Below are 26,471 nucleotides of genomic sequence, written 5' to 3' on the forward strand. Positions count from 1 at the left end.
CACTCTAACCGCTGTGCTCCATCGGACGCCAGCCATGGCACGCCATATCCACACGATTATTGGCCACATTCACGCCTTCTGCGCGCAGCCGGGCGCGTTGTTCGTCGCCAGACGGCGTGCCCAGGACCAGGCTCAACCTGCCACCCGCGCCCAGTACCCGGTGCCAGGGCAGGCGGGTGTCCTGGGGTAGCTGCGAAAGTGTGCGTCCTACCCACCGCGCCGCGCGGCCAAGGCCTGCAAGCTCGGCGAGTTGTCCGTAGCTGACGACCTTCCCCGGCGGTACTTGGCCGAGGACGGAATACAGTGCCATTCGTCGGGCTTGTGCATCCTGCGCCGCGGGCGGATCGAGGGCGGACATCAGAAGATCCCTGTGCTGCAGATGAAACCGGACAGAAGGTTCCGGCAAATGCGAGTGGAACTCATCGGCATGGTCTGGGTCTGTCCTTGCTCAGGTTGTCGGTATCTGGATAATGCCCGGCTTTTTCGTCGAATCGAACCCATATTGCGCTTATGTCTTCTAGAACCCTGCTGTGCCTCATCGCTGCGTCCCTTTGTACGCCCGTGCTCGCCGATACCGTGTGGATGAAGAACGGTGACCGCCTGAGCGGCAAGATCAAGGTCTTCGACGGCGGCAAGCTGCTGCTGGAGACCCCCTATGGCGGTTCGATCGCCCTGGACTGGAAACAGGTGCAGACGCTGGAAAGCGATCAGGAACTGCTGGTCAAGCAAGATGCCTACAGCGGCGAGAAAGCCAAGGCATTGAAGGCCGCCGAACCCGGCAAGGTGACCCTGGCCAACGGCGAGGCACCGAAGACCGTCGAGCTGGCCAGCATCGAGCAGATCATGAAGCCGCGTCCGGTGCTCGAGGATTTCCTGTGGAAGGGCAACGTCGATGTGGCGATGGACTACAAGCGCGCCGAGAACAACACCGACGACTATGACGTCAGCTTCAAGACCACTGCCCGCCATGGCCGCTGGCGGCACAACGCCGAGGGTGAATACAACCGCGAGACCAAGGACGACGTCACCACCACCAACAACTGGAGCGCCGAGTACGCGCTGGATCGCTTCATAACCGAGAAGTGGTTCTGGCAGGGGCGCCTGGAATACAAACGTGACCATATCGAGGATCTGGCCCGCCAGCGTACCGTCGGTACCGGCCCGGGCTACCAGTTCTGGGATGACGAGCTCGGCGCGTTCTCGCTGGGCTCGTTGATCAACCGCACCGACTTCGAGTACCGCGACGGTGGCAAGGACAACTTCTATTCCGCCGCGGTGAAGTGGGACTACAACCGTTACCTGATCGGCAAGAAGGTCGAATTCTTCACCAATGGCGAATTCGGCAAGCCACTGGGCGGCGTGGCCGACTACTCGCTCGATGCCGAGATGGGCCTGCGCTACAAGGTGACCGAGTGGGCTTCGCTCAACCTCAAGGCGGAAAAGGACCTGATCAAGGGCACCCGCGACAGCGACCTGGACAAGACCCGCTATACCGCCGGTTTCGGCGTTACCTGGTAGATCGCAGGGGCGCTGCGCGCCCCATCGCTGGCAAGCCGGCTCCCACAGGGGCACTTCGACTCCTGTGGGAGCCGGCGATGGTCTGCGCAGCATACCCAGTGGCAGTGGTGGGTGATAATGCTTATCTTGTCACCCATCCAGTCCGCCGCCAGGAGCCCTACAGTGAGTACCAACGCCCTTCGCCCCGCCCGGGAACTGCTGCTCAAGGAATACCGCGGCGTCCTCTCCACGCATTCCAAATCGATGCCCGGTTTCCCCTTCGGCTCGGTGGTGCCGTATTGTCTCGACGCCGACGGCCATCCGCTGATCCTCATCAGCCGCATCGCCCAGCACACCCACAACCTGCAGAAAGACCCCAAGTGTTCGCTGCTGGTAGGTGAGCGCGACGCCGAAGATGTCCAGGCAGTCGGACGCCTGACGGTGATGGCCCAGGCGCGCAAACTCACTGACGATGCCGCCATCGAGGCTGCTGCAAGCCGGTACTACCGGTATTTCCCCGAATCTGCGAACTACCACAAGGCCCACGATTTCGACTTCTGGGTGCTTGAGCCGGTACGCCACCGTTACATCGGTGGTTTCGGCGCGATCCACTGGCTCGATCAGGTGACGTTGGCCAATCCGTTTGCGGGCCAGGTCGAAAAAAGCATGATTGAGCATATGAATGACGACCATGCCAATGCCATTGAACACTATGTAAAACTGTCGGGGCTGCCGCGCTCGGCGCACATGGTCGGTATCGACAGCGAGGGCATGCACCTGCGTATTGGTCAGGGCATTTACTGGCTGCCTTTCCCAACTACTTGCAATACGCCGACACAAGTCCGCGAGGCTCTGGTTTTGCTGGCGCGCGCTGAAAAATGGCCGGATGCGACGCAAGTCGAGGGTTGAAAACAGGCGTCGAGGCATCCATTTGATGGTCTTACAGGAAGATTCTCTTCCGCCGAGGAACCCTTGATGCGTGCTTTTCTACTGCTGTTTCTTATTTTTCCTGTGCTGGAGCTGTTCGTCTTCGTCAAGGTCAGCGCCGCCATTGGCTTCTTCCCAGCGTTGCTGCTGATCATCGCCGGTTCCGCCCTGGGTGTGCTGGTGATGCGCGTGGCCGGCCTGGCTACCGCCCTGCGTGCCCGGGAGAGCCTGCAGCGCGGCGAACTGCCGGCCGAGGACATGTTCCAGGGCTTGATGCTCACCGTCGGTGGCGGCCTGTTGCTGCTGCCGGGTTTCATCAGTGACGTGCTGGGCCTGCTGTGCCTGCTGCCGTTCACCCGCCGCCGGGTGGCCGGCCGTCTGCGCCGCCGCGCCGAAGAGCAGGCCCTGCGTCAGCGGGCGTTCCAGGATGATCCGTTCCAGGCCCAGCCCCGCGATGACGGCCACCGTCCGAACGTGATCGAGGGCGAGTACGAGCGTCGCGACAAGTAAGGCGTGTTCATGCGTGGGCTTGCTCCGCGATGGGGGAGTCGCCCTGATCGCAGGGCGAACGCGCTCCCACGATGACTCTTACACCTTATGAAAATTTTTCTGTAGCAAGCCTTGTAATCGAATATCCCGGCCTCATGTATGTGGTCACCGCAAGGTTTCTGGTGGCGACACCAGACATGACACAGGTGGTTCGCCCTTTGCGGGCCACCCCCCGGCAACGCCGGATCGAATCAACCCGCCGGTGCTGACACCGGCCGATGAAAACCACAATTTGGGAGAGATCGACAATGAAGCTTCGTCCTCTGCATGACCGCGTCGTCATCCGTCGCAGCGAAGAAGAATCGAAAACCGCTGGCGGTATCGTCCTGCCGGGTTCGGCCGCTGAAAAACCAAACCGCGGTGAAGTCGTTGCCGTCGGCACCGGTCGCATCCTGGACAACGGCGAAGTACGCGCGCTGGCCGTGAAAGTGGGTGACAAAGTGGTTTTCGGCCCTTACTCGGGCAGCAACACCGTGAAAGTCGATGGCGAAGACCTGCTGGTAATGGCCGAGAACGAAATCCTCGCTGTTATCGAAGGCTGATTTCCCCGACTTCCCGTTACTCCAAAGAATTCCAAGGATTAAACGATCATGGCTGCTAAAGACGTAAAATTCGGCGATTCCGCCCGTAAGAAAATGCTGGTTGGTGTCAACGTTCTGGCTGACGCGGTAAAAGCGACCCTGGGCCCGAAAGGCCGTAACGTGGTCCTGGCCAAGAGCTTCGGCGCGCCGACCATCACCAAGGACGGCGTTTCCGTCGCCAAAGAGATCGAGCTCAAAGACGCTTTCGAGAACATGGGCGCCCAGCTGGTCAAGGAAGTTGCTTCCAAGGCCAACGACGCTGCCGGTGACGGCACCACCACCGCTACCGTACTGGCCCAGGCCATCGTCAACGAAGGCCTGAAAGCCGTTGCTGCCGGCATGAACCCGATGGACCTCAAGCGCGGCATCGACAAGGCCACCGCCGCCGTCGTCGCCGAGCTGAAGAACCTGTCCAAGCCATGCGCCGATTCCAAGGCCATCGCCCAGGTCGGCACCATCTCCGCCAACTCCGACAACTCCATCGGTGAAATCATCGCCGAAGCCATGGAAAAAGTCGGCAAGGAAGGCGTGATCACCGTTGAAGAAGGCTCGGGCCTGGAAAACGAACTGTCCGTGGTCGAAGGCATGCAGTTCGATCGCGGCTACCTGTCGCCGTACTTCGTCAACAAGCCGGACACCATGGTTGCCGAGCTGGAAGGCGCCCTGCTGCTGCTGGTCGACAAGAAGATCTCCAACATCCGTGAGCTGCTGCCAGTTCTGGAAGCCGTTGCCAAGGCCGGCCGTCCGCTGCTGATCGTTGCCGAGGACGTCGAAGGCGAAGCCCTGGCTACCCTGGTCGTCAACAACATGCGCGGCATCGTCAAGGTCGCCGCGGTCAAGGCGCCAGGCTTCGGCGATCGCCGCAAGGCCATGCTGCAGGACATCGCTGTCCTGACCGGCGGCACCGTGATCTCCGAAGAGATCGGCCTGTCCCTGGAAACCGCCACCCTGGAACACCTGGGTAACGCCAAGCGCGTCATCCTGTCCAAGGAAAACACCACCATCATCGACGGTGCTGGCGAAGAGTCCGACATCCAGGCTCGCGTCACCCAGATCCGTGCCCAGGTTGCCGACACCACTTCGGACTACGACCGTGAGAAGCTGCAAGAGCGCCTGGCCAAACTGGCTGGCGGTGTTGCCGTGATCAAGGTCGGTGCCGGCACCGAAGTCGAGATGAAAGAGAAGAAAGCCCGCGTCGAAGACGCCCTGCACGCCACCCGCGCAGCCGTTGAAGAAGGCGTGGTGCCTGGCGGTGGTGTTGCCCTGGTACGCGCCCTGGCTGCCATCGTTGACCTCAAAGGCGACAACGAAGACCAGAACGTCGGTATTGCCCTGCTGCGTCGCGCTGTCGAAGCGCCGCTGCGCCAGATCACTGCCAACGCCGGCGACGAGCCAAGCGTTGTCGCTGACAAGGTCAAGCAAGGTTCGGGTAACTTCGGTTACAACGCCGCTACCGGTGAGTACGGCGACATGATCGAGATGGGCATCCTGGACCCAGCCAAGGTCACCCGTTCGGCCCTGCAAGCCGCAGCTTCGATCGGTGGTCTGATGATCACCACCGAAGCCATGGTTGCCGACCTGCCGGAAGACAAGCCAGCTGCTGGCATGCCTGACATGGGCGGCATGGGTGGCATGGGCGGCATGATGTAAGCCAGCCTTACCCCCGGTCCCAAGAAGAAGCCCCGCCTAGTGCGGGGCTTTTTCGTTTGCCAGATTTGCCCCGCGATGGTTAATCAGGCAGCGCTGTGTTCGGCCGCTGGTGTTTCGCAGCGGTTTCGGCGATACAGCACCAGGTAGTACGACCCCAGCCCGATCAGCCAGCAGAACACCGCCGTCCATACGTTGTGCGACAGGAAGTGCGCGCCCTGCATCATCCGCCCGATCGACAGCACCGAGCCGGCCACGAAGGCCACTGCCAGCGCGACCCGTGCCATGCGGGGCTTGCGGTCACGCAGCATGAAGAACAGGCCAAACAGGCAGAACCCGGTCGCCGCATGCCCTCCGGGCCAGCACAGCCCAGGCTTGTCGGTAGCCGGGCGGGCTTCGAGCAACTTGCTGTAGGTCTCCTTGCCACCGAACTGCGTCAGGCTCCACGGGCATTGCACCTGGGTCACCTTCTTCAGCGGCGTGACGAAGGCCGTCGACAGCGCCAGCGCCAGTACCAGGCAGCCCAACTCGCGGCGCCAGCCCAGCAGCCGGCTCCAGAAGAAGCTCAGGGCGAACCCGGCCACTGCCAGTAGACCGAACAGGATCACACCCTGCTTGACGCGGTCATGCAGGATATTCTCCAGCACATAGCTGTGGCGGCCGATGAACGCGCCGGCGGCCGGGTCGTAGAACAGGTTGGCCAGGTCCATGTCCAGCGAGGTCCACTCCAGCAGGACCAGGGTCATGACAGTGATGAATGGGATGCCCAGGTACAGCCAAAAATTGATCGGGCGAGGGGGGACGCTAGCCTGCATGGTGACTCCAGAAGGTGTAAGAGACGGGGCATTGTCGTTGGGCCGCTATCCTGTGTTCGTGAATGATCGGTGAAAAAACCGTCAAGTCCGGTGATTTCGCTCCAGGGCATGGCACCATGCGGGCAAATGGCCGTAAGCTGCGCCTGCCGCGCCCGGCGAAGCGCCGCACAGGAGATTTCGATGCGCATTCTTTTGGTTGAAGACAACCGCGATATTCTGGCCAACCTGGCCGACTACCTCGGCATGAAGGGCTACACCGTCGATTGTGCCCAGGATGGCCTGTCCGGCCTGCACCTGGCCGCGACCGAACACTACGACCTGATCGTGCTCGACATCATGTTGCCGGGCATCGACGGCTATACGCTGTGCAAGCGCCTGCGCGAGGATGCCCGCCGCGACACCCCGGTGATCATGCTTACCGCCCGCGACCAGCTGGACGACCGCCTGCAGGGCTTCCGCTCAGGGGCCGACGACTACTTGCTCAAGCCGTTCGCGTTGTCGGAGCTGGCCGCGCGCATCGAGGCGGTGCTGCGGCGTGCCCAGGGGGGCGGCCGGCGCACCTTGCAGGTCGCCGACCTGAGCTACGACCTCGACACTCTGGAGGTGACCCGCCAGGGCCGCCTGCTCAAGCTCAACCCCGTCGGCCTGAAGCTGCTCGCCGTGCTGATGCAGAAGAGCCCCCACGTCCTGCGTCGCGAGGTGCTGGAAGAGGCGCTGTGGGGCGACGACTGCCCGGACAGCGACAGCCTGCGCAGCCATGTCCACCAATTGCGCCAGGTCATCGACAAACCCTTCGAAAGACCGCTATTGCATACCGTCCATGGCGTCGGCTATCGCCTCGCCGAGGGCCGCGATGGAGTTTAAGCAGAGCCTTGCCCAGCGCATCATCATCGCCTTTGCGCTGATGAGCGCGCTGGTGGCCGGGGCATTTGCCTTTGGCATTGTCGCCACGGTGCATTTGGTCGAAGAGCGGTTGATCTCTTCGGTGCTCGGTGGCGACCTGCAGCGCCTGTTGCGCATGGACAGTGTCAGCGACTGGAGCCACCGGCCGCGCCCCGACCAGTTGTTCTACTTCAGTGGCGGGCGAGACGATTTCGAGCTGCCCAAGGACCTGCGCCACCTGGACGCCGGCTTCCACGAAGTGTTTCGCGACCAGCTCTCGTACCACGCCATGGTCGAGATCGTCGATGGCCGACGTTATGTGCTGTTGCAGGACCAGAGCGATTTCGAGGAGCGCGAGCGGGTGCTGTTCGCCGTTGTCGTGGTCGGCTTCGTGCTCAGCCTGGCCCTGGCGGTGATTCTCGGCTGGTTGCTGGCCCGGCGGGTGATGGCGCCGGTGATCCGGCTGGCGCGCCAGGTCCGTCACCGTGATCAGCTGTTGGGATTGGCACCGCCATTGGCACCGGATTATGCCGCGGATGAGGTCGGCCAGTTGGCCGTCGCCTTCGACGATACCTTGGGGCGCCTGCGTGATGCCTTGACCCGTGAGCGCTTGTTCACCAGCGATGTCAGCCACGAGCTGCGTACGCCGCTGATGGTCCTGGCCACCTCGTGCGAGCTGCTGATGGAAAACCCCAACCTCGAGAGCCGCGCGCGCAGCCAGGTCGAACGTATCGCCCGGGCGACCGAGGAGATGCGCGAGTTGGTGAAAACCTTCCTGATGCTTGCCCGGGCCCAGCGCGATGAAGGTGCAGTCGCTTCGCGGGCGACCCTGCGCGAGGTGGGTGACGACTTGATCGGGGTATGGCGCGATACCGTCGAGCAGAAAGGCCTGGCGCTTTACTACGATGGCCAGGTCAGTGCCAGCCCGGTGCTGTACAACGCCACCTTCCTGCAGTCGGTGATGGGCAACCTGCTGCGCAATGCCGCCCACTACACCGACAGTGGATACATCCGCCTCAGCCTGGAAGCCAATGGCTTCAGTGTGGAAGACAGTGGCGTGGGGATTCCGGAAGAACAGCGCGAGGCGATGTTCCGGCCGTTCGTGCGCGGTGACGAGCGTCGGGGCGAGGGGTTGGGGTTGGGCCTGTCGCTGGTCCAGCGCATCTGCGACGACCAGGGCTGGCGCGTGACCCTGACGGCGACGCTGCCCCACGGCTGTCGTTTCGAGGTCGATCTGAGCCAGGGCACCCCGATGGCGCATGGCGAAGGGTGTGGCGGGGTATTGGATCCGGATTAACGTCCGGTAACACCTGCGGAGCTTTCCTACAGATTTTTCACATCGGCATGACCTGACGCCAACGCCCAACTGCCTAAGGTGGGCGCACTGGAGTCAGGAGATGCTCAATGCGTAGCCCCATCAAACTCGAATTCTCGGACAAGTACGATCGGGATCATGCCCGCCAGTACTTTCTCAAGCACCAGGATGGCCTGGCTCGACGCCTTTCCCACCAGCGCGACGAGCAGCTGGCCCGGCGCGCCCTGGCGTTGGCCGGAGAGCCCGGGCTGGTGCTCGACCTGCCTTGTGGCGCCGGGCGTTTCTGGCCGCTGCTGGCGGAAAAGGCCAACCGGGTGATCATCGGTGCAGACAACTCCGCCGCGATGATCGAGACAGCCTGTGCGGCACAACCGCCAGAAGTCGTCGCACGGGTACGGCCCTTGCAGACTTCCGCCTTTGCTATTGACCTGCCGGACAACTCGGTGGACAGCATTTTCTGCATGCGCTTGTTCCATCACATTGGCGACCCTGCGCATCGAAAGACAATTCTCTCGGAATTTCAAAGGGTTAGCCGCGACAGCGTGATCCTGTCGCTGTGGGTGGATGGCAATTTCAAGGCCTGGCGCCGGCGCAAGCTCGAAACGCGACGCAGTGCCAAGGCCACGCAGGACAGCTACCAGAACCGATTTGTGTTACCTGCGGCTACAGTGGAAGAAGAGTTTTCCTCAGCAGGCTTCAGAATTCAGGAACGTCTCGACTTTCTGCCGTTCTATGCCATGTGGCGAGTGTACGTATTGCGCAAGGGGTAAAGAGTCATGGCGGTAGCCCAGCATCATTCCAGGCAGTTCGATTATTACTGGCAGCAGCAAGGGGAATGGGTCGAGGAACCCAACCAGCGGCGTGGCGGCGAAAGCGGCGTGCAGCGGCTGAGCGATGACCATGGCCATATGCTGTATGCCAAGCGCCAGGTCGGGCATATCTACCGCAGCCTCCTGCATCCTTTCGGGCGCCCCACGGTGTTGCGCGAACTCGACGCATTGCACAGCTTCGAGCAGTTGGGCGTGCGGGTGCCGCGTATCGTCTATGCCGGTGCCGAGCGTGACGCCGATCACCAGTGGCGTGCGTTGCTGGTCAGCGAGGCACTTGATGGCTTTGTCGATCTCGATGCCTGGCATGCCTCGGGAGCTCGCGAGCATTATCCGCAGGCGGTGCACGAGCGCATGCTCAAGGATCTGGCCGACAACCTGGCGCGCATGCACCTGGGGCATTGGCAGCATGGCTGCCTGTACGGCAAGCATGTGTTCGTCAAGGTACTTGGCGAGGGGGAGCAGGCGCGGGTGGAGGTCGCGTTGCTGGATCTGGAGAAATGTCGGCGACGGATCAGTTGCCAGCGAGCGGCGTACAACGACCTGCGTCAATTGCGCCGCCACTCGTCGTTCAATGAGGCGGAGTGGCAGACCTTGCTCTACTTTTACCAAATGGCGTTTGGCAGCGCTGTCAAAGGTTTAGAGCAATGAAACTAGAAATAGCTCGAGCTTTGTTCCTGGTTGCGGCGTTGGCGGTGACCACCGCTGCGGCGGCAGCCTGGGAGCAGCCGCGGCCCACGGTGTTCAGCAAGGCCGGGGAGGGTGGGCAGTGCCCATTGCCTCGTGTGGTGAAGGCTGACCAGGTGCAGGCTCAGCCGGATCATGATCTTTTACTGTTTCTGTTCGGGATGAGCCAGGGCCTGCGGCCGGTGGGTTGAGGCAGGTGGTCTTGACGTACGCCAGGGGATCTCCATGAGCCTCTGGCGTTTTGCCGTTTAATTCGCGGTGCTCGCCTGATAGCTGTCGATCACTTCCTGCGCCGCGCGAAACGCATCGATCGCCGCCGGCACCCCGGCATACACCGCGCAATGCAGCAGCGCCTCGCGAATCTCCTCGACCGTGCAGCCATTGTTCAACGCCCCACGCACGTGGCCCTTGAGTTCCTGCGGGCACTTGAGCGCGGTCAGGGTGGCCAATGTGATCAGGCTGCGGGTCTTCAGCGGCAACCCGTCGCGAGCCCAGACGCTGCCCCATGCATGTTCGTTGACGAAGTCCTGCAGCGGTTGGGTGAACGCCGTTGCGTTGCCCAGGGCGCGATCGACGAAGGCATCGCCCATTACCTGGCGACGGATGCTTTCACCGGTGTTTTTCTTGTCAGCCATGTTGTTTTCCTTAGTGTTGGCGGCGCCAGGCGCGGACCGTGGTGTACAGCAGTACGACCCCGAGCACTGGCATTACATAGAACAGCATCAGCTGTTCGAGGCGTCCGGCCAAAGGCAGGCCGGTGGTGAAGGTCACCACGTGCAGGCCGTAGGCCAGGTAAAGACACAGGAACACCAGGCCTTCGGCGCGGGTAACCCGGTAGCCGGAATAGAACACCGGCAGGCACAGCGCGGCGACGCCGAGCATCACCGGCAGGTCGAAGTCCAGTGCATTGGGTGAAATCGACAAGGGGGCGGGGGTGGTCACTGCCGTCAGCCCCAGCACCGCCAGCAGGTTGAACAGGTTGCTGCCGATCACCGTACCCACGGCGATTTCCCGTTCGCCGCGCAGGGCCGCGATCAGCGCGGCAGCCAGTTCCGGCAGCGAGGTGCACACCGCGACCACGGTCAGACCGATGATGCGTTCGGACAGGCCCAGGTCGGTCGCTACCTCGACGGCTGCCTCCAGTACCAGGTGGCCCGCCAGGCTCAGCAGCCCCAGGCCCATGAGGATCTGCAGCAGCGCCCCGCTCCAGAAGCGCAGCGGGCTGGCGTGCTCGGTGCGTGGCGCCGGGTACGTGCGGGCATAGTGCCGCGACTGATGCCAGAGCATGGCCAGGTAACCGGCCAGGCCGAGCAGCAGCAGGCCGCCTTCCAGCCGCCCCAGTTCGCCGTTGAGCGCGAGCAGGTAGACCAGGGCGCTGGCGAGGATCATCAGCGGGATATCCAGGCGCACCAGCTGGCGTGACACACGCAGCGGAATGATCAGTGCGGCAAGGCCCAGGATCACCAGCACGTTGAAGATGTTGCTGCCCACGACGCTGCCCAGCGCGACATCCGGCGCGCCCTGGTAGGCGGCTTGCAGGCTCACGGTCAGCTGTGGCGCGGTGCTGCCGAAGGCGACCAGGCTCAGGCCGATGATCAGCGGGCGCACGTGCAGGCGGCCGGCCAGGCGCAGGGCGGCGCGAACCAGCAGCTCGGCACCGAAGATCATCAGCAGCAGGCCCAGGCCCAGTTGCAGCAGGCTGAAGGCGGGGAGGGTGGCCAGGTCGAAAATGGCGAGGGCTCCAGTCAGGTCAATCGCTCAGACCTTGTACCCGGACTCGCGCGGTTCCGCTACGGAGCATGCCGATTTTTTCTGCGGCGGCGCGTGACAGGTCGATCAGCCGGCCGCGGGTGTGCGGGCCACGGTCGTTGATGCGTACCACCACGCTGCGCTGGTTGGCCAGGTTGGTGACCAGCACACGGCTGCCAAAGGGCAGGCTGCGGTGGGCGGCGGTGAGGCCATGCTGGTTGAAGGGCTCGCCGCTGGCAGTGCGTTTGCCATGGTGGCGTGAGCCGTAATAGGAGGCGGTACCGCTCTGGTCGTAGCCGCGAGGGTCGATGTCATGGCTGGCGCAGCCGGCCAGCAGGGAAAAGAGGGCGAGGGTGGTGAGGGAACGCTTGAGCAATTCGGAAGCTCCGCTGTCACTTCGAATCATCGCGGGGCAAGCCCGCTCCCACGATCTGGGAGCGGGCTTGCCCCGCGATCAGGATCACCCTTCGAGCTTGGCCTTGAGCAATTGGTTCACTTGCCCCGGGTTGGCCTTGCCCTTCGACGCCTTCATCGCCTGGCCGACGAAGAAGCCGAACATCTTGCCGCGCTTGGCTTCATCGGCGGCGCGGTACTGTTCGACCTGTTCGGCGTTGGCGGCGAGCATCTCGTCGAGCATCTTGTCGATCGCGCCGGTGTCGGTGACCTGCTTGAGACCCTTGCTTTCGATGATGCTGTCGGCATCGCCCTCGCCGGCGGCCATGGCCTCGAACACGGTCTTGGCGATCTTGCCGCTGATGGTGTTGTCACGGATGCGCAGCAGCATGCCGCCGAGGTGTTCGGCACTGACCGGCGACTGGTCGATCTCGACGCCGAGCTTGTTCAGCAGGCTGCCCAGTTCCACCATGACCCAGTTGGCGGCCAGCTTGGCGTCGCCGCCGATCTTCACCACCTGTTCGAAGTAGTCGGCCTGCTCGCGGCTGGAAGCCAGCACGTTGGCGTCATAGGCCGACAGGCCGTACTGGCTCTGGAAGCGCTCGACCTTCTGTGGCGGCAGCTCCGGCAGGGCGGCGCGCACGGTGTCGAGGAAGCCTGGCTCGATGACCACCGGCAGCAGGTCCGGGTCGGGGAAGTAACGGTAGTCGTTGGCTTCCTCCTTGCTGCGCATGGAGCGGGTCTCGTCCTTGTTCGGGTCGTACAGGCGGGTTTCCTGCACCACCTTGCCGCCGTCCTCGATCAGGTCGATCTGGCGCTGGATCTCGCTGTTGATCGCACGTTCGATGAAGCGGAACGAGTTGACGTTCTTGATCTCGCAGCGGGTGCCGAACTCGGTCTGGCCTTTCGGGCGGATCGACACGTTGCAGTCGCAGCGCAGCGAGCCTTCGGCCATGTTGCCGTCGCAGATACCCAGGTAGCGTACCAGGGCGTGGATTGCCTTGACGTAGGCCACGGCTTCCTTGGCGCTACGCATGTCCGGCTCGGAGACGATCTCCAGCAGCGGGGTGCCGGCGCGGTTCAGGTCGATGCCGGTGGCGCCGTTGAAGTCTTCATGCAGGCTCTTGCCGGCATCTTCTTCAAGGTGCGCGCGGGTCACGCCGATGCGCTTGATGGTGCCGTCTTCCAGGGCGATGTCCAGGTGGCCCTTGCCGACGATCGGCAGGTCCATCTGGCTGATCTGGTAGCCCTTGGGCAGGTCGGGGTAGAAGTAGTTCTTGCGCGCGAACACGTTGCGCGGCCCGATCTCGGCATCGATCGCCAGGCCGAACATGCACGCCATGCGCACGGCCTCCTGGTTGAGCACCGGCAGCACGCCGGGCATGCCCAGGTCGACCAGGCTGGCCTGGGTGTTCGGCTCGGAGCCGAAGGTGGTGGCGCTGCCGGAGAAGATCTTCGACTGGGTGGCGAGCTGGGTATGAATCTCCAGCCCGATCACAACTTCCCATTGCATGTGTGAACTCCTCAGAAGCCGTTGGGGGCGCGGGTGTGCCAGTCGGTGACTTGCTGGTAACGGTGCGCGATGTTGAGCAGGCGGCCTTCCTGGAAATACGGGGCCAGCAGTTGCACGCCCACCGGCAGGCCATCGACGAAGCCGGCCGGCATCGACAGGCCCGGCAGGCCGGCAAGGTTGGCGGTGATGGTGTAGACGTCTTCCAGGTAGGCAGCGACCGGATCGCTGCTCTTGGCGCCAAGTTTCCAGGCCGGGTTCGGCGTGGTCGGGCCAAGAATCACGTCGACGTCGGCGAACGCGGCCATGAAGTCGTTCTTGATCAGGCGGCGGATCTGCTGCGCCTTGACGTAGTAGGCATCGTAGTAGCCTGCCGACAGGGCGTAGGTGCCGACCATGATGCGCCGCTGCACTTCCGCGCCGAAGCCTTCGCCACGGGAGCGCTTGTACAGGTCGGTCAGGTCTTTCGGATCTTCACAGCGATAACCGAAGCGCACGCCATCGAAGCGCGACAGGTTGGATGAGGCCTCCGCCGGGGCGATCACGTAGTACGCCGGGATGGCGTGCTGCATGTTCGGCAGGCTGATTTCCTTGACCACCGCGCCGAGCTTCTCCAGCTCCTTGACGCTGGCCTGGACCAGGTCGGCGATGCGCGGGTCGAGGCCGGCACCGAAGTATTCCTTGGGCAGGCCGATGCGCAGGCCCTGCAGCGAGGCGTTCAGGTTGGCGCTGAAGTCCGGCACCGGCTCGTCGACCGAGGTCGAGTCCTTGGCGTCGAAACCGGCCATGCCTTGCAGCAGCAGGGCGCAGTCTTCGGCGGTGCGGGCCAGCGGGCCGCCCTGGTCGAGGCTCGAGGCGTAGGCGATCATGCCCCAGCGCGATACGCGGCCATAGGTCGGTTTGAGGCCGGTGAGGTTGGTCAGCGCGGCGGGCTGGCGGATCGAACCGCCGGTGTCGGTGCCGGTGGTGGCCGGCAGCAGGCGCGCGGCCACCGCGGCGGCCGAGCCGCCGGACGAACCACCGGGCACGTGCTCGAGGTTCCATGGGTTCTTCACCGCGCCGTAGTGGCTGGACTCGTTTGCCGAGCCCATGGCGAATTCGTCCATGTTGGTCTTGCCCAGGGTGACCATGCCGGCTTCGGCCAGCTTGGCGACCACGGTGGCGTCGTATGGCGCGGTGAAGTTGTCGAGCATCTTCGAGCCGCAGCTGGTGCGCACGCCGTTGGTGCAGAACAGGTCCTTGTGGGCGATCGGCGCACCCAGCAGCGCGCCGGTCTCACCAGAGGCACGGCGGGCGTCGGCGGCGCGCGCCTGCTCCAGGGCCTGTGCTTCGGTGACGGTGATGAAGCTGTTGAGCTGCGGGTCGAGCTGCTTGATGCGCGACAGCAGGGCGCCGGTCAGCTCTTCCGAGGAGAACGACTTGTCGGCGAGGCCGCGGGCGATTTCGGCCAGAGTGAGTTGATGCATGGCAGGCGCTATCCCTTAATCGATGACTTTCGGAACCAGGTACAGACCGTTCTCGGTCGACGGGGCGACGGCCTGGTAGCGGTCGCGCTGGTTGCTTTCGGTGACCTGGTCGGGGCGCAGGCGCTGGGTGGCTTCCAGCGGGTGGGCGAGGGGCTCGATGCCAGAGGTGTCGACGGCTTGCATCTGGTCGACCAGCCCGAGAATACTGTTCAAGGCATCGGTGGTGCGTGGCAATTCGCCTTCATTCAGGCCCAGGCGGGCCAGATGGGCGATCTTTTCCACGTCGGAGCGTTGAAGCGCCATGGGGATCTCCAGGGAAACGAAAAACGGAATGGGTCCGCAGATGAGGAACATGCCGGCATTCTGGCGGTCAAAGGGCCGCGAACATCGGCAGGCATGCTCGGAAAAACAACCAATTTAACATATTGGCTCCTTGCCCAAAATCCCTGCCATTGTTAGAGTTTGCCGCACTTTTTTACCCACGCTTTCCCCAGGGTCACTTTCCCATGTTCAAGAAACTGCGTGGCATGTTTTCCAGCGATCTGTCCATCGACCTGGGTACTGCCAACACCCTTATCTACGTGCGTGAGCGCGGTATCGTCCTGAATGAGCCCTCGGTTGTTGCCATCCGTACCCACGGCAACCAGAAAAGCGTCGTCGCAGTCGGTACCGAAGCCAAGCGCATGCTGGGCCGCACCCCCGGCAACATTGCTGCCATTCGTCCGATGAAGGACGGCGTGATCGCCGACTTCAGCGTTTGCGAAAAAATGCTGCAGTACTTCATCAACAAGGTGCATGAGAACAGCTTCCTGCAGCCCAGCCCTCGCGTGCTGATCTGCGTGCCGTGCAAGTCGACCCAGGTCGAGCGCCGCGCCATCCGTGAATCGGCCCTCGGTGCCGGTGCCCGTGAAGTATTCCTGATCGAAGAGCCCATGGCTGCCGCCATCGGTGCCGGCCTGCCGGTCGAAGAGGCCCGCGGCTCGATGGTCGTCGATATCGGTGGCGGTACCACCGAGATCGCCCTGATCTCGCTCAACGGCGTGGTCTACGCCGAATCCGTGCGCGTCGGCGGCGACCGCTTCGACGAAGCCATCGTCACCTACGTGCGCCGCAACTACGGCAGCCTGATCGGCGAATCCACCGCCGAGCGCATCAAGCAGGAAATCGGTACCGCCTACCCGGGCGGCGAAGTACGCGAAGTCGACGTCCGTGGCCGCAACCTGGCCGAAGGCGTGCCGCGTGCCTTCACCCTGAATTCCAACGAAGTGCTCGAGGCGCTGCAGGAATCGCTGGCAACCATCGTCCAGGCGGTCAAGAGCGCCCTGGAGCAGTCGCCGCCGGAGCTGGCCTCGGACATCGCCGAGCGCGGCCTGGTGCTGACTGGTGGTGGCGCGCTGCTGCGCGACCTGGACAAGCTGCTGGCCCAGGAAACCGGCCTGCCGGTGATCGTCGCCGAAGACCCGCTGACCTGCGTCGCCCGCGGCGGTGGCCGTGCCCTGGAGATGATGGACAAGCACGCCATGGACCTGCTCTCCAGCGAGTGATCGCTGGTGCAGTAGTGTATGCCCAGGTTTACAGGTGACACGCACAGTGCTACCTGTAAGCGCTGTGCTGGCGCCCGCCCGGGCGCCTTTTCCGTCAACCCGCAAGCAGGCCGGTGCATTGCCCCATGTCCAATGACCTCCTGAGTCGTCCACGAGGAACGGCCCATTAAACCGCTTTTCTCCAAGGGCCCCTCGCTGGGCGTTCGCCTGCTCGTGCTGGTCGTGCTGTCGGTCGCGCTGATGGTGGTCGACTCGCGTTTCGACCTGCTCAAGCCGGTGCGCAGCCAGATGGGCTTGGTGCTGATGGAATCCTACTGGATCACCGACCTGCCGCAGCGCACGTGGCAGGGCGTGGCAGGCCAGTTCGGCAGCCGCACCGAGCTGATCGCCGAGAACGAGAAACTCAAGACCGAGGCCCTGCTGCTGCAGGGGCGCCTGCAGAAGCTGGCCGCCCTGACCGAGCAGAACGTGCGCCTGCGCGAGTTGCTAAATTCCTCGGCGCTGGTCAATGAGAAGGTCGAGGTCGCCGAGCTGATCGGGGTCGATCCCAATCCGTTCACGCACCGTATCCTGATCAACAAGGGCGAGCGCGATGGCGTGTTTCTCGGCCAGCCCGTGCTCGATGCCCGCGGCCTGATGGGCCAGGTGGTCGAGCTGATGCCTTACACCGCGCGGGTACTGCTGCTCACCGACACCACCCACAGCATTCCGGTGCAGGTCAACCGCAACGGTCTGCGCGCCATTGCCAGCGGCACGGGCAACCCGGAGCGCCTGGAGCTGCGCCACGTGGCCGACACCGCCGACATCAAGGAAGGCGACCTGCTGGTCAGTTCGGGCATGGGCCAGCGCTTCCCGGCGGGCTACCCGGTAGCCACGGTCAACGAAGTGATCCATGACTCCGGCCAGCCGTTCGCCATCGTCCGTGCCATCCCAACTGCCGCGCTCAACCGCAGCCGCTACATGCTGCTGGTGTTCAGTGACCGGCGCACGCCCGAGGAACGCGCCACCGAGGCGGCGATCGCCCAGGAAGAGGCCGACCGTCAAGGCGCTGGCCACGGCCAGGCACCGGCCACGCCGGCTGCATCTGCGGCGGGTAGCGCGGTTCAGCCTGTGCCCGGCGCGGCCCCAGCGACTGCGGCGCCTGCGGCAAGCCCGGCAGCGGTGCCCCCGGCGCCTGCGAACACCCAACCCCGGAGACAATAATGGCCAGCACCCGTAGCAGAAACGGCTGGGCCATCTGGCTGAGCTTCGCCATCGGCCTGTTGCTCAGCGTCTCGCCCATGCCGCAGTTCATGGAAGTGTTCCGGCCCATGTGGCTGGCCCTGCTGCTGGCCTTCTGGACCCTTGCGGTGCCGGGCAAGGTCGGCATGACCACCGCGTTCCTGCTTGGCCTGGCCGAGGATGTGCTGTACGGCACCCTGCTTGGCCAGAACGCCCTGATCCTTACCCTCATCACCTTCCTGGTGCTTTCGTTGCAGCAGCGCCTGCGCATGTTCCCCATGTGGCAGCAGAGCCTGGTGATCCTGGTGATCTTCGGTATCGCCCAACTGATCCAGCTGTGGCTCAGCGCGTTGACCGGCAATCGCCTGCCAACCCTGGCCCTGGTCTGGTCCGCGGTGATCAGCGCCTTGCTCTGGCCGTGGGTCAGCTTTGCCCTGCGCGGCCTGCGCCGTCGCCTGCATATTCACTGACGCGCCGCCACTGACAGGGAGATGTCCACATGACCCAGCTGTACTTGGCCTCCGGCTCGCCACGCCGCCGTGAACTGCTGAACCAGATAGGTGTGCCGTTCACAGTCGTCAGCGCACCCATCGATGAAACCCCGTTGCCGGGCGAAGTGCCGGCGGCCTACGTCGAGCGCCTGGCCCAGGCCAAGGCCGTTGCGGGCTTCGCCCACACGGATGGGGCAGGGGTGGTGCTGGGCGCCGACACCACCGTGGTGCTCGATGGCCAGATCCTTGGCAAGCCGGAGAATCGCGAGCAGGCGTTGGCCATGCTCGGCGACCTGTCCAAGCGCGAACACCAGGTGCTCACCGCCGTGGCGCTGACCGATGGCCAGCGCAGTATCAGCCGCTGCGTCAGCACCACCGTGCGGTTTCGTACCATCTCCTTCGAGGAGGCGCTGCGCTACTGGGACAGCGGCGAACCTGTCGACAAGGCCGGCGGCTATGCCATCCAGGGCCTGGGCGCAGTGTTCGTCAGCGGCATCGAGGGCAGCTACTCGGCCGTGGTCGGGTTGCCCCTGAGTGAAACCGCCGAACTGCTCGAGCAATTCGGCGTGCCATGTTGGCAACTGCAAGAGGGTTTCGCACAGCGCTAGCCAGCCACGCCGCAGCAATCCATCATTACCCCAGACCACTGACGAGAGCGCGCCATGAGTGAAGAGATCCTGATCAACATCACCCCGATGGAATCACGCGTGGCGGTGGTGGAGAACGGAGTCCTGCAGGAGGTGCATGTAGAGCGCACCCAGCGCCGTGGCATCGTCGGCAACATCTACAAAGGCAAGGTAGTGCGGGTATTGCCGGGCATGCAGGCGGCTTTCGTCGATATCGGCCTGGAGCGGGCAGCGTTCATCCATGCCTCGGAGATTTCCCAGCGCGAAGGCTCGGCCGTGGAGACCATCACCGCACTGGTCCACGAAGGCCAGGCGCTGGTGGTGCAAGTCACCAAGGATCCCATCGGTAGCAAAGGCGCACGCTTGACCACCCAGCTGTCGATTCCGTCGCGCTACCTGGTGTACATGCCGCGCAGCAGTCATGTCGGCATCTCGCTCAAGATCGAGGAAGAAGCCGAGCGCGATCGCCTCAAACAGGTGGTCACCGACTGCATGGCCCAGGAAGACATGAAGGATGCCGGGGGCTTCATCCTGCGCACCGCCGCAGAGGGCGCCCGCGCGGAAGATATCCTCCAGGACATCCGCTACCTGCGCCGCCTGTGGGAGCAGATTGGCTCGCAGATCAAGACCTGCGGAGCGCCCGTGGTCATCTACGAAGACCTTGGCCTGGCGCTGCGGACCTTGCGCGATCTGGTCAACCCCAAGATCGAAAAGATCCGCATCGACTCGCGGGAGACCTTCCAGAAAACCACTCAGTTCGTGGCCGAATTGATGCCGGAGATCGCCGATCGCCTGGAGCACTATCCCGGCGAGCGGCCGATCTTCGACCTGTATGGGGTGGAGGACGAAATCCAGCGGGCCCTGGAACGCAAGGTGCCGCTCAAGTCCGGCGGCTACCTGGTGGTCGACCCGGCCGAGGCGATGACCACCATCGACGTCAACACCGGTGCGTTCGTCGGCCATCGCAACCTTGAAGAGACCATCTTCAAGACCAACCTCGAGGCGGCCACCGCGATTGCCCGGCAACTGCGCCTGCGCAACATCGGCGGGATCATCATCATCGACTTCATCGACATGGAGGACGAGGAGCACCAGCGCCAGGTCCTGCGTACCCTGGAGAAGCAACTCGAGCGTGATCACGCCAAGACCAACATCATCGGCATCACCGAGCTGGGCCTGGTGCAGATGACCCGCAAGCGCACCCGCGAAAGTCTCGAGCAGGTGTTGTGCGAGCCCTGTGCGGCGTGCCAGGGGCGTGGCAAGCTGAAGACCCCGGAGACGATCTGTTACGAAATTTTCCGCGAGATCCTTCGTGAAGCCCGTGCCTACCAGGCCGAGGGCTATCGTGTGCTGGCCAACCAGAAGGTGGTGGATCGGTTGCTCGATGAAGAATCGGGTAACGTTGCCGAACTTGAAGCGTTCATCGGGCGAACCATCCGTTTCCAGGTGGAGTCCATGTATTCCCAGGAACAATACGATGTGGTGCTGCTCTGACCCCTTCTAACAGCGGTTGCCCCATGGACGGGCTGGCAAAGCGCTTTACACCGGCCATAGTTAAGGGACGACTTGGAGGGCCTCGGCCATGGAACGTCTGACCCGCGTTCTGAGCGCCTTGACCCGCTGGGGGCTGGTTATCTGCGCCCTGCTGGCGGTGCTGGTGGCGCTGTATGTCAGCCTCGGTCGGCAACTGGTTCCCCTGGTCGCCGAATACCGTGCAGACGCCGAACTCAAGGCCGAACAGGCCTTGGGCATGCCCGTGCACGTCGGTGCGCTCGAAGGGCGCTGGAGTGGCTTGGCGCCTGTACTGCGTGTACGTGACCTGCAACTGGGCGAAGGCGCTGCGGCGCTGCGCCTGGACGACGTCAAGCTGGTGCCTGACCTGTGGGCCAGTCTCAAGGCGCGTGAAGTGCGCCTGGCGCGTATCCAGCTCAGTGGGCTGCAACTGATCCTGCGCGAGACCGAGCAGGGCGACTGGACCCTGGAAGGTCTGCCGCACAAGGATGATGCGCCGCTCGATCCGGCCGATGCGCTCAAGCGTCTACGCCAGCTTGGCCGAATCGATGTCTTCGACAGCCAGGTCACCTTGCAGCCCTGGCAACGAGACCCCCTGACCCTCACCTACGTCAGCCTCGGCGTGCAGGCAGGCGCTTCGCGCCAGAGCGTCGACCTGCGCGCCACGCTGCCCGACGGCCAGCCGCTGGCCTTGAGCCTGAACAGCCGCGCCACGGCCAAGGCCTGGCGCGACGGGCGCGTGCAGGCTTACCTGAGCCTGCCGCAAAGCGACTGGGCACGCTGGCTGCCGCCGCAGTTGCTGGGCCAATGGCAGGCCCGCGCGCTGCGCGCCGGTGGTGAGCTGTGGATCGACTGGCGGCAAGGGCAGTTGCAGCAGGCGATGGTTCGCCTCAATGCCCCGCAGCTCAAGGGCGCCTACACCGGGCGCAAGGCCATCACCGTGGACAATCTGGCCCTGTCGGCCTGGTTCCAGCGTCGGGACCAGGGCTTCGACGTCGTCGTCGACTCGCTGGCCATGAGCCTTGGCAAGAACCGTTGGGAGTCGCACCTGCAACTGGCACAGCGTCCGGGCCAGAACCCGGCCGAGGAAAGCTGGCAGGTGCAGGCGGACCGCCTCGACCTGACCCCGCTGACGCCCTTGATCGACGCCCTGGCGCCATTGCCGGACAAGCTGATGACCGTGGTCGATGCGCTCAAGGTCAGCGGCGCCCTGCGCAACGTGCGCCTGGACATCCGACCCAAGGCCGAGGGCGACCAACGGCTGCAGTTTGCCGCCAATCTGGAGAAGGTCGGTTTCGATGCCTATCACGGCGCGCCGGCGGCGGGCAATGTCTCCGGGGCGATCAGCGGTGACCTTGGGCATGGCGAGCTGCGCCTGGATACCCAGGCGTTCATGCTGCACCTGTACCCAATCTTCGGCAAACCCTGGCATTACCCGAAAGCCAATGCGCGCTTGACCTGGACCCTGGACAAGGAGGCTTTCACCCTGGTTGCCCCCTACATCAAGGTAGTGGGCGACGAGGGCAAGATCGCGGCGGACTTCCTTATTCGCATCCACCTGCAGCCGGGCCACGAAGACTACATGGACCTGCGCGTCGGCCTTACCGAAGGCGACGGGCGCTACACCGCCAAGTACCTGCCCGAGGTGCTCAGCCCCGCCCTGGACGAATGGCTGCGCAGCGCCATCGTCAAGGGCAATGTCGACGAGGGCTATTTCCAGTACCAGGGGTCGCTGCATCACAATGCGCCGCCCCATGCCCGCGATATCAGCCTGTTCTTCAAGGTGCATGACGCCGCGCTGGACTTCCAGCCAGGCTGGCCACAGGTGCAGCAGGTCGACGGCAATGTGTATATCGAAGACACCGGTGTGCGCATCCAGGCCCATCATGGTCTGCTGCTGGACACCAAGGTCAGTGATGTCAGCGTCGATATTCCCCATGTCGAAGGCGACCAGCACAGCCACCTGATCCTCGACGGTAATTTCGACGGCAGCCTCGGCGATGGCTTGAAGATCCTCAAGGAAGCGCCCATCGGCACTGGGGAGATCTTCGCCGGTTGGGAAGGCGAGGGGCCGCTCAAGGGCAAGATCAAGCTCGACGTACCCCTGGCCCATGGGCAGCGGCCCAAGGTGCTGGTGAACTTCGCGACAGCCGACGCTACTTTGAAAGTGGCGCCCCCGGCCCTGGAATTGAGCCAGCTGAAGGGCGACTTCACCTTCGACCTCGACAAGGGCCTGAGCGGCAAGGACATCAGCCTGCACGCCTTTGGCAAGGCGGTCAGCGCGCAAATCACCGCAGAAGGGCAGGGTGGGCAGCTCCAGACCCGGATCAATGCCAATGGTCAGGTCGGCCTCAAGGCCCTGACCGACTGGTTGCAGTTCGCGCAGCCGCTGCCAGCCTCGGGTGAGCTGCCCTATCAGGTGCAAGTAACACTGGGCAGTCGTGACAACCGCTTGACCGTCAATTCGTCGCTCAAGGGCCTGGCCATCGATCTGCCGGCGCCTTTTGGCAAGGCCGCCGCAGAGACCCGCGACAGCCGTTTCAGCCTGACCCTGCAGGGCCCGGAACGGCGCATCGATGGCAGCTACGCGGACCTGGCCCGCTTCGCTTATGCCGCGCCTGCCGACAAGCTGGCCCAAGGGCGTGGCGAGCTGTTGCTGGGCACGGGCGAGGCCAGCTTGCCGTCTGGCCAGGGCCTGCGGGTGCGTGGCCGGCTGGAGACGCTGGACCTGGCACCTTGGCAGCAACAGATGGAGCGCTTTGCCGGCAAGGATCCGGGCGGTAGTGCCCGGCAGAACCTGCAGAGCGTTGACCTCAGCATCGGCCAGCTCAAGGCGTTCGGCATGGACCTCAACCAGGCGGTGATCCGCCTGATGCGTGGTGGCCCGGCCTGGGACCTGCGCCTGGACAGCCAGGAAGTCATCGGCAATGCGCGCATTCCCGATGCCAAGGCCGCGCCCATGACTGTCCGCCTGCAGAGCCTGCGCCTGCCGCCCGCCGACCCGAACGAGGCCCAGGCCGAGAATGCGCCGGACCCATTGGCCGGGTTCGACCCGCGCAAGGCGCCGCCGCTGGACCTGACCATCGACAAGCTGTACCGCGGTGACGACCTGTTTGGCAGCGCCACCCTGAAGCTGCGCCAGACCCCCCGGGGCATGGCCATGAGCGACATCGACCTGGACCTCAAGGGGCTGCACATCGACGGCAGCGGTGGCTGGGAAGGCGAGCCCGGCAGCACGTCCAGCTGGTACAAAGGCCGCGTCGACGGCAAGGACCTGGGGAATGTGCTCAAGGCCTGGGGTTTTGCCCCCACCGTCACCAGCCGCGACTTCCGCATGGACGTGGATGGCCGCTGGCCGGGCTCGCCGGCTTGGGTCAGCCTCAACCGGTACTCCGGCAGCCTCGACGCGGCGCTGCGCAGCGGTCAGTTCGTCGAGGTCGAGGGCAGCGCCCAGGCGTTGCGGGTATTCGGGCTGCTCAACTTCAACTCCATTGGCCGACGCCTGCGCCTGGACTTCTCCGACCTGTTCAGCAAGGGCCTGGCCTACGATCGGGTCAAAGGCCTGCTGGTGGCCAGCGAAGGGGTCTACGTGACGCGGGAGCCGATCACCGTCACCGGCCCGTCGAGCAATTTCGAACTCGACGGCACCATGGACTTCGTCCGTGATCGGGTCGACGCCAAGCTGCTGGTGACGTTGCCGGTCACCAACAACCTGCCATTGGCCGCCTTGATTGTTGGCGCGCCGGCGGTCGGTGGCGCGCTGTTCCTCGTCGATCGTCTGATCGGTGACCGGGTGGCGCGCTTCGCCAGCGTGCATTATCGCGTCGAGGGTCCGGTCAAAGAGCCTAAAATCACCTTTGTGAAACCTTTCGACAAGTAACCCCAGGGGTGGTCATGACGTCAGCAGTGATCCAGATGGTCAGCCAGGACGATGTGCTGGCCAACCTGCAACGTGCCACGGCGCTGCTCGAGCAGGCCGCAGCCGGAGGCGCGCGCCTGGCGGTGTTGCCGGAAAACTTCGCGGCCATGGGCCGGCGCGACGCCGCCGCCATCGGCAGGGCCGAGGCGCTGGGCGAGGGGCCGATCCTGCCATGGTTGAAACGCACCGCTCGCGACCTCAGGTTATGGATAGTCGCAGGTACCCTGCCGCTGCCGCCGGTCGGCCAGCCGGAGGCCAAGGCCCATGCCTGCTCGTTACTGGTCGACGAGCACGGCGAGATCGCCGCTCGCTACGACAAGCTGCACCTGTTCGATGTGGACGTGGCCGACAACCGTGGCCGCTACCGCGAGTCGGACGATTATGCCCACGGCAGCCGGGTGGTGGTGGCCGACACACCGGTGGGCCGCCTGGGCCTGTCGGTGTGCTATGACCTGCGCTTCCCCGAGCTGTACAGCGCGTTGCGCGCCGCTGGGGCCGAACTGATAAGCGCACCGGCGGCGTTCACCGCGGTGACCGGGGCGGCGCACTGGGAAGTGCTGATTCGCGCACGGGCCATCGAGACCCAGTGCTATGTACTGGCGGCCGCCCAGGGCGGCCTGCATCCGGGGCCGCGGGAAACCCACGGCCAGGCGGCGATCGTCGACCCTTGGGGGCGGATCGTTGCGCAACAGGCGCGGGGCGAGGCGGTGTTGCTCGCCACACGCGATATCGAAGAACAGGCGTCCATCCGGGCGCGCATGCCGGTAACTACGCACCGGCGCTTTTTCTCGCAGGACGCCTTGCGGCCTGCGCATACCTCGGAGTGACTATGAGCCAGATGTTATCCACCGTCAGTGAGCAGCTCCTGGCCCCGGGCGGGTTGACTCTCGACAGCTTGCAGACGGTGCTGGGCGAGTTGGCCGGTCCCGGCATCGATGCCGCCGACCTGTATTTCCAGGGCCAGATCTCGGAAACCTGGGCACTGGAGGACGGCATCGTCAAAGAGGGCAGCTTCAACCTCGACCAGGGCGTGGGCGTGCGTGCCCAATCCGGCGAGAAGACCGGCTTTGCCTACAGCAATGCGATCAACCTCGAAGCCCTGACTTCGGCGGCGCGTGCCGCCCGTTCGATCTCCCGCGCCGGGCAGAACGGCACTGTGCAAGCCTTCCGCAGTCAGGACGTGACTGCTTTGTACGCGCCTGACAATCCCCTGGATGTACTCACCCGCGCCGAGAAGGTCGAGCTGCTCAAGCGCGTGGATGCCGCTACCCGTGCACTCGACCCGCGTATCCAGCAGGTCAGCGTGAGCATGGCAGGGGTGTGGGAACGCATTCTGGTGGCCGCTGCCGATGGCAGCCTGGCCGCCGACGTGCGTCCGCTGGTGCGCTTCAACGTCAGTGTGATCGTCGAGCACAACGGACGTCGCGAGCGTGGTGGGCAGGGCGGCGGCGGGCGCACCGACTATCGCTATTTCAGTGAAGAGCGGGTGATGGGTTACGCCCGTGAGGCACTGCGCCAGGCGCTGGTCAACCTCGAGGCGATTCCCGCTCCGGCCGGCACGCTGCCAGTGGTGCTCGGCCCAGGCTGGTCCGGGGTGCTGCTGCACGAGGCAGTCGGCCACGGCCTGGAAGGCGACTTCAACCGCAAGGGCAGCTCGGCGTTCAGCGGGCGCATCGGTGAAAAGGTGGCTTCGAGCCTGTGCACCATCGTCGACGACGGCACCCTCGAAGGCCGTCGCGGCTCGCTCAGCGTCGATGACGAAGGCACTCCGACCGAGTGCACCACGCTGATCGAGAACGGCATCCTCAAGGGCTACATGCAGGACAAGCTCAATGCCCGCCTGATGGGCATGGCGGTGACCGGCAACGGCCGGCGCGAATCCTACGCGCACCTGCCGATGCCGCGCATGACCAACACCTACATGCGTGCCGGCGACAGCGATCCCGAGGAAATCATCCGGTCGGTGAAGAAAGGCATCTACTGCGCCAACCTTGGCGGTGGCCAGGTGGACATCACCAGCGGCAAGTTCGTGTTCTCCACTAGCGAGGCCTACCTGATCGAGGACGGCAAGATCACCGCGCCAGTAAAAGGCGCGACCTTGATCGGCAATGGTCCGGAAGCGATGCGCGGTGTGTCGATGGTCGGCAACGACCTGGCGCTGGACAGCGGCGTGGGCACGTGCGGCAAGGATGGTCAATCGGTGCCGGTGGGCGTTGGCCAGCCGACCCTGAAGCTGGATGCGATCACCGTCGGTGGTACCGGCGGGTGATGTTCAATCGCGGGCAAGTCGCATCGGTGCGCCGATGCGACTTG

General features: G+C 64.2%; 26 protein-coding genes. 18 read left to right on the forward strand and 8 right to left on the reverse strand.

Annotation, left to right across the window (positions count from 1 at the left end):
* Window positions 1-4: 4 nt before the first annotated feature.
* Window positions 5-358, reverse strand: a complete 354-nt coding sequence (locus ACZ9C1_RS23505; RefSeq protein ID WP_476254430.1) for an MGMT family protein — start codon at window positions 356-358, stop codon at window positions 5-7.
* 152 nt (window positions 359-510) lie between these two features.
* Between ACZ9C1_RS23505 and ACZ9C1_RS23510 the strand changes: the two genes are divergently transcribed.
* The 5 genes from ACZ9C1_RS23510 (at window position 511) to groL (ending at window position 5,204) form a co-directional block, all read left to right on the forward strand.
* Complete coding sequence (locus ACZ9C1_RS23510; protein ID WP_102682688.1) at window positions 511-1,518, forward strand: DUF481 domain-containing protein; 1,008 nt, start codon at window positions 511-513, stop codon at window positions 1,516-1,518.
* A 162-nt stretch (window positions 1,519-1,680) separates the two neighbouring features.
* Complete coding sequence (locus ACZ9C1_RS23515) at window positions 1,681-2,406, forward strand: HugZ family pyridoxamine 5'-phosphate oxidase (RefSeq protein ID WP_139668804.1); 726 nt, start codon at window positions 1,681-1,683, stop codon at window positions 2,404-2,406.
* Window positions 2,407-2,472: 66 nt separating this feature from the next.
* Window positions 2,473-2,934, forward strand: coding sequence for an FxsA family protein (locus ACZ9C1_RS23520; RefSeq protein WP_476254431.1), 462 nt, complete (start codon window positions 2,473-2,475; stop codon window positions 2,932-2,934).
* Window positions 2,935-3,221: 287 nt separating this feature from the next.
* Window positions 3,222-3,515, forward strand: coding sequence for a co-chaperone GroES (locus ACZ9C1_RS23525; protein ID WP_003260750.1), 294 nt, complete (start codon window positions 3,222-3,224; stop codon window positions 3,513-3,515).
* 48 nt (window positions 3,516-3,563) lie between these two features.
* A complete protein-coding gene (gene groL / locus ACZ9C1_RS23530; protein WP_046856989.1) occupies window positions 3,564-5,204 on the forward strand; it encodes a chaperonin GroEL in 1,641 nt (546 codons plus the stop codon).
* Window positions 5,205-5,287: 83 nt separating this feature from the next.
* On the opposite strand, the gene ACZ9C1_RS23535 is transcribed toward groL, so the two are convergent.
* Window positions 5,288-6,016, reverse strand: coding sequence for a phosphatase PAP2 family protein (locus ACZ9C1_RS23535; RefSeq protein WP_102682692.1), 729 nt, complete (start codon window positions 6,014-6,016; stop codon window positions 5,288-5,290).
* Window positions 6,017-6,196: 180 nt separating this feature from the next.
* On the opposite strand from ACZ9C1_RS23535, the gene colR reads away from it, so the two are divergent.
* From colR to ACZ9C1_RS23560, 5 genes are all read left to right on the forward strand, one after another.
* Window positions 6,197-6,880 (forward strand): two-component system response regulator ColR, encoded by a 684-nt coding sequence (gene colR, locus ACZ9C1_RS23540; RefSeq protein ID WP_102682693.1) that lies wholly within the window; start codon window positions 6,197-6,199, stop codon window positions 6,878-6,880.
* Window positions 6,870-8,195, forward strand: a complete 1,326-nt coding sequence (locus ACZ9C1_RS23545) for a sensor histidine kinase (RefSeq protein ID WP_457378897.1) — start codon at window positions 6,870-6,872, stop codon at window positions 8,193-8,195. The genes colR and ACZ9C1_RS23545 overlap by 11 nt, the downstream gene beginning before the upstream one ends.
* Window positions 8,196-8,302: 107 nt before the next feature.
* The gene (locus ACZ9C1_RS23550; protein ID WP_102682695.1) at window positions 8,303-8,983 is read left to right on the forward strand and encodes a class I SAM-dependent methyltransferase; all 681 of its coding nucleotides are present in this window, start codon (window positions 8,303-8,305) and stop codon (window positions 8,981-8,983) included.
* Between the two features lie 6 nt (window positions 8,984-8,989).
* On the forward strand, window positions 8,990-9,691 hold the full coding sequence (locus ACZ9C1_RS23555; protein WP_046856984.1) for a lipopolysaccharide kinase InaA family protein: 702 nt from the start codon (window positions 8,990-8,992) through the stop codon (window positions 9,689-9,691).
* Window positions 9,688-9,918, forward strand: a complete 231-nt coding sequence (locus tag ACZ9C1_RS23560) for a hypothetical protein (protein WP_277502987.1) — start codon at window positions 9,688-9,690, stop codon at window positions 9,916-9,918. The genes ACZ9C1_RS23555 and ACZ9C1_RS23560 overlap by 4 nt, the downstream gene beginning before the upstream one ends.
* Before the next feature lie 57 nt (window positions 9,919-9,975).
* Here ACZ9C1_RS23560 and ACZ9C1_RS23565 read toward each other — a convergent pair whose 3' ends face one another.
* The 6 genes from ACZ9C1_RS23565 to gatC form a co-directional block, all read right to left on the reverse strand.
* On the reverse strand, window positions 9,976-10,362 hold the full coding sequence (locus ACZ9C1_RS23565) for a carboxymuconolactone decarboxylase family protein (RefSeq protein WP_277502988.1): 387 nt from the start codon (window positions 10,360-10,362) through the stop codon (window positions 9,976-9,978).
* Between the two features lie 10 nt (window positions 10,363-10,372).
* A complete protein-coding gene (locus ACZ9C1_RS23570; protein WP_277505555.1) occupies window positions 10,373-11,416 on the reverse strand; it encodes a calcium/sodium antiporter in 1,044 nt (347 codons plus the stop codon).
* A 61-nt stretch (window positions 11,417-11,477) separates the two neighbouring features.
* Window positions 11,478-11,852 carry a septal ring lytic transglycosylase RlpA family protein gene (locus ACZ9C1_RS23575; protein WP_214501035.1) on the reverse strand — a complete coding sequence of 125 codons (375 nt, stop codon included), beginning with the start codon at window positions 11,850-11,852 and terminating at the stop codon, window positions 11,478-11,480.
* Between the two features lie 84 nt (window positions 11,853-11,936).
* Window positions 11,937-13,382: an Asp-tRNA(Asn)/Glu-tRNA(Gln) amidotransferase subunit GatB gene (gene gatB / locus ACZ9C1_RS23580; RefSeq protein WP_277502989.1), complete on the reverse strand. Its 1,446-nt coding sequence runs from the start codon at window positions 13,380-13,382 to the stop codon at window positions 11,937-11,939.
* 11 nt (window positions 13,383-13,393) lie between these two features.
* Window positions 13,394-14,845, reverse strand: coding sequence for an Asp-tRNA(Asn)/Glu-tRNA(Gln) amidotransferase subunit GatA (gene gatA, locus ACZ9C1_RS23585; protein ID WP_110700413.1), 1,452 nt, complete (start codon window positions 14,843-14,845; stop codon window positions 13,394-13,396).
* A gap of 15 nt (window positions 14,846-14,860) precedes the next feature.
* Window positions 14,861-15,148 (reverse strand): Asp-tRNA(Asn)/Glu-tRNA(Gln) amidotransferase subunit GatC, encoded by a 288-nt coding sequence (gene gatC, locus ACZ9C1_RS23590; RefSeq protein ID WP_102682703.1) that lies wholly within the window; start codon window positions 15,146-15,148, stop codon window positions 14,861-14,863.
* A gap of 203 nt (window positions 15,149-15,351) precedes the next feature.
* Here gatC and mreB point away from each other — a divergent pair, with 203 nt between their 5' ends.
* The 8 genes from mreB to tldD all read left to right on the forward strand — a co-directional run bounded on the left by mreB (window position 15,352) and on the right by tldD (window position 26,427).
* Window positions 15,352-16,389 (forward strand): rod shape-determining protein MreB, encoded by a 1,038-nt coding sequence (gene mreB / locus ACZ9C1_RS23595; RefSeq protein WP_003255163.1) that lies wholly within the window; start codon window positions 15,352-15,354, stop codon window positions 16,387-16,389.
* 195 nt (window positions 16,390-16,584) lie between these two features.
* Window positions 16,585-17,592: a rod shape-determining protein MreC gene (mreC, locus tag ACZ9C1_RS23600; protein WP_173862427.1), complete on the forward strand. Its 1,008-nt coding sequence runs from the start codon at window positions 16,585-16,587 to the stop codon at window positions 17,590-17,592.
* On the forward strand, window positions 17,592-18,080 hold the full coding sequence (gene mreD / locus ACZ9C1_RS23605) for a rod shape-determining protein MreD (protein WP_102682705.1): 489 nt from the start codon (window positions 17,592-17,594) through the stop codon (window positions 18,078-18,080). The genes mreC and mreD overlap by 1 nt, the downstream gene beginning before the upstream one ends.
* Window positions 18,081-18,109: 29 nt before the next feature.
* On the forward strand, window positions 18,110-18,709 hold the full coding sequence (locus ACZ9C1_RS23610; protein WP_277502990.1) for a Maf family protein: 600 nt from the start codon (window positions 18,110-18,112) through the stop codon (window positions 18,707-18,709).
* A gap of 54 nt (window positions 18,710-18,763) precedes the next feature.
* Entirely contained in the window at window positions 18,764-20,221 is a 1,458-nt protein-coding gene (rng, locus tag ACZ9C1_RS23615) for a ribonuclease G (protein WP_046856978.1), read from the forward strand.
* A gap of 88 nt (window positions 20,222-20,309) precedes the next feature.
* Window positions 20,310-24,119, forward strand: coding sequence for a YhdP family protein (locus tag ACZ9C1_RS23620; RefSeq protein ID WP_476254432.1), 3,810 nt, complete (start codon window positions 20,310-20,312; stop codon window positions 24,117-24,119).
* Window positions 24,120-24,133: 14 nt separating this feature from the next.
* Window positions 24,134-24,985 carry a carbon-nitrogen hydrolase family protein gene (locus ACZ9C1_RS23625; RefSeq protein ID WP_110700406.1) on the forward strand — a complete coding sequence of 284 codons (852 nt, stop codon included), beginning with the start codon at window positions 24,134-24,136 and terminating at the stop codon, window positions 24,983-24,985.
* 2 nt (window positions 24,986-24,987) lie between these two features.
* On the forward strand, window positions 24,988-26,427 hold the full coding sequence (gene tldD, locus ACZ9C1_RS23630; RefSeq protein WP_102682709.1) for a metalloprotease TldD: 1,440 nt from the start codon (window positions 24,988-24,990) through the stop codon (window positions 26,425-26,427).
* Window positions 26,428-26,471: the final 44 nt, after the last annotated feature.

The organism is Pseudomonas sp. TE21435 (assembly GCF_056279265.1).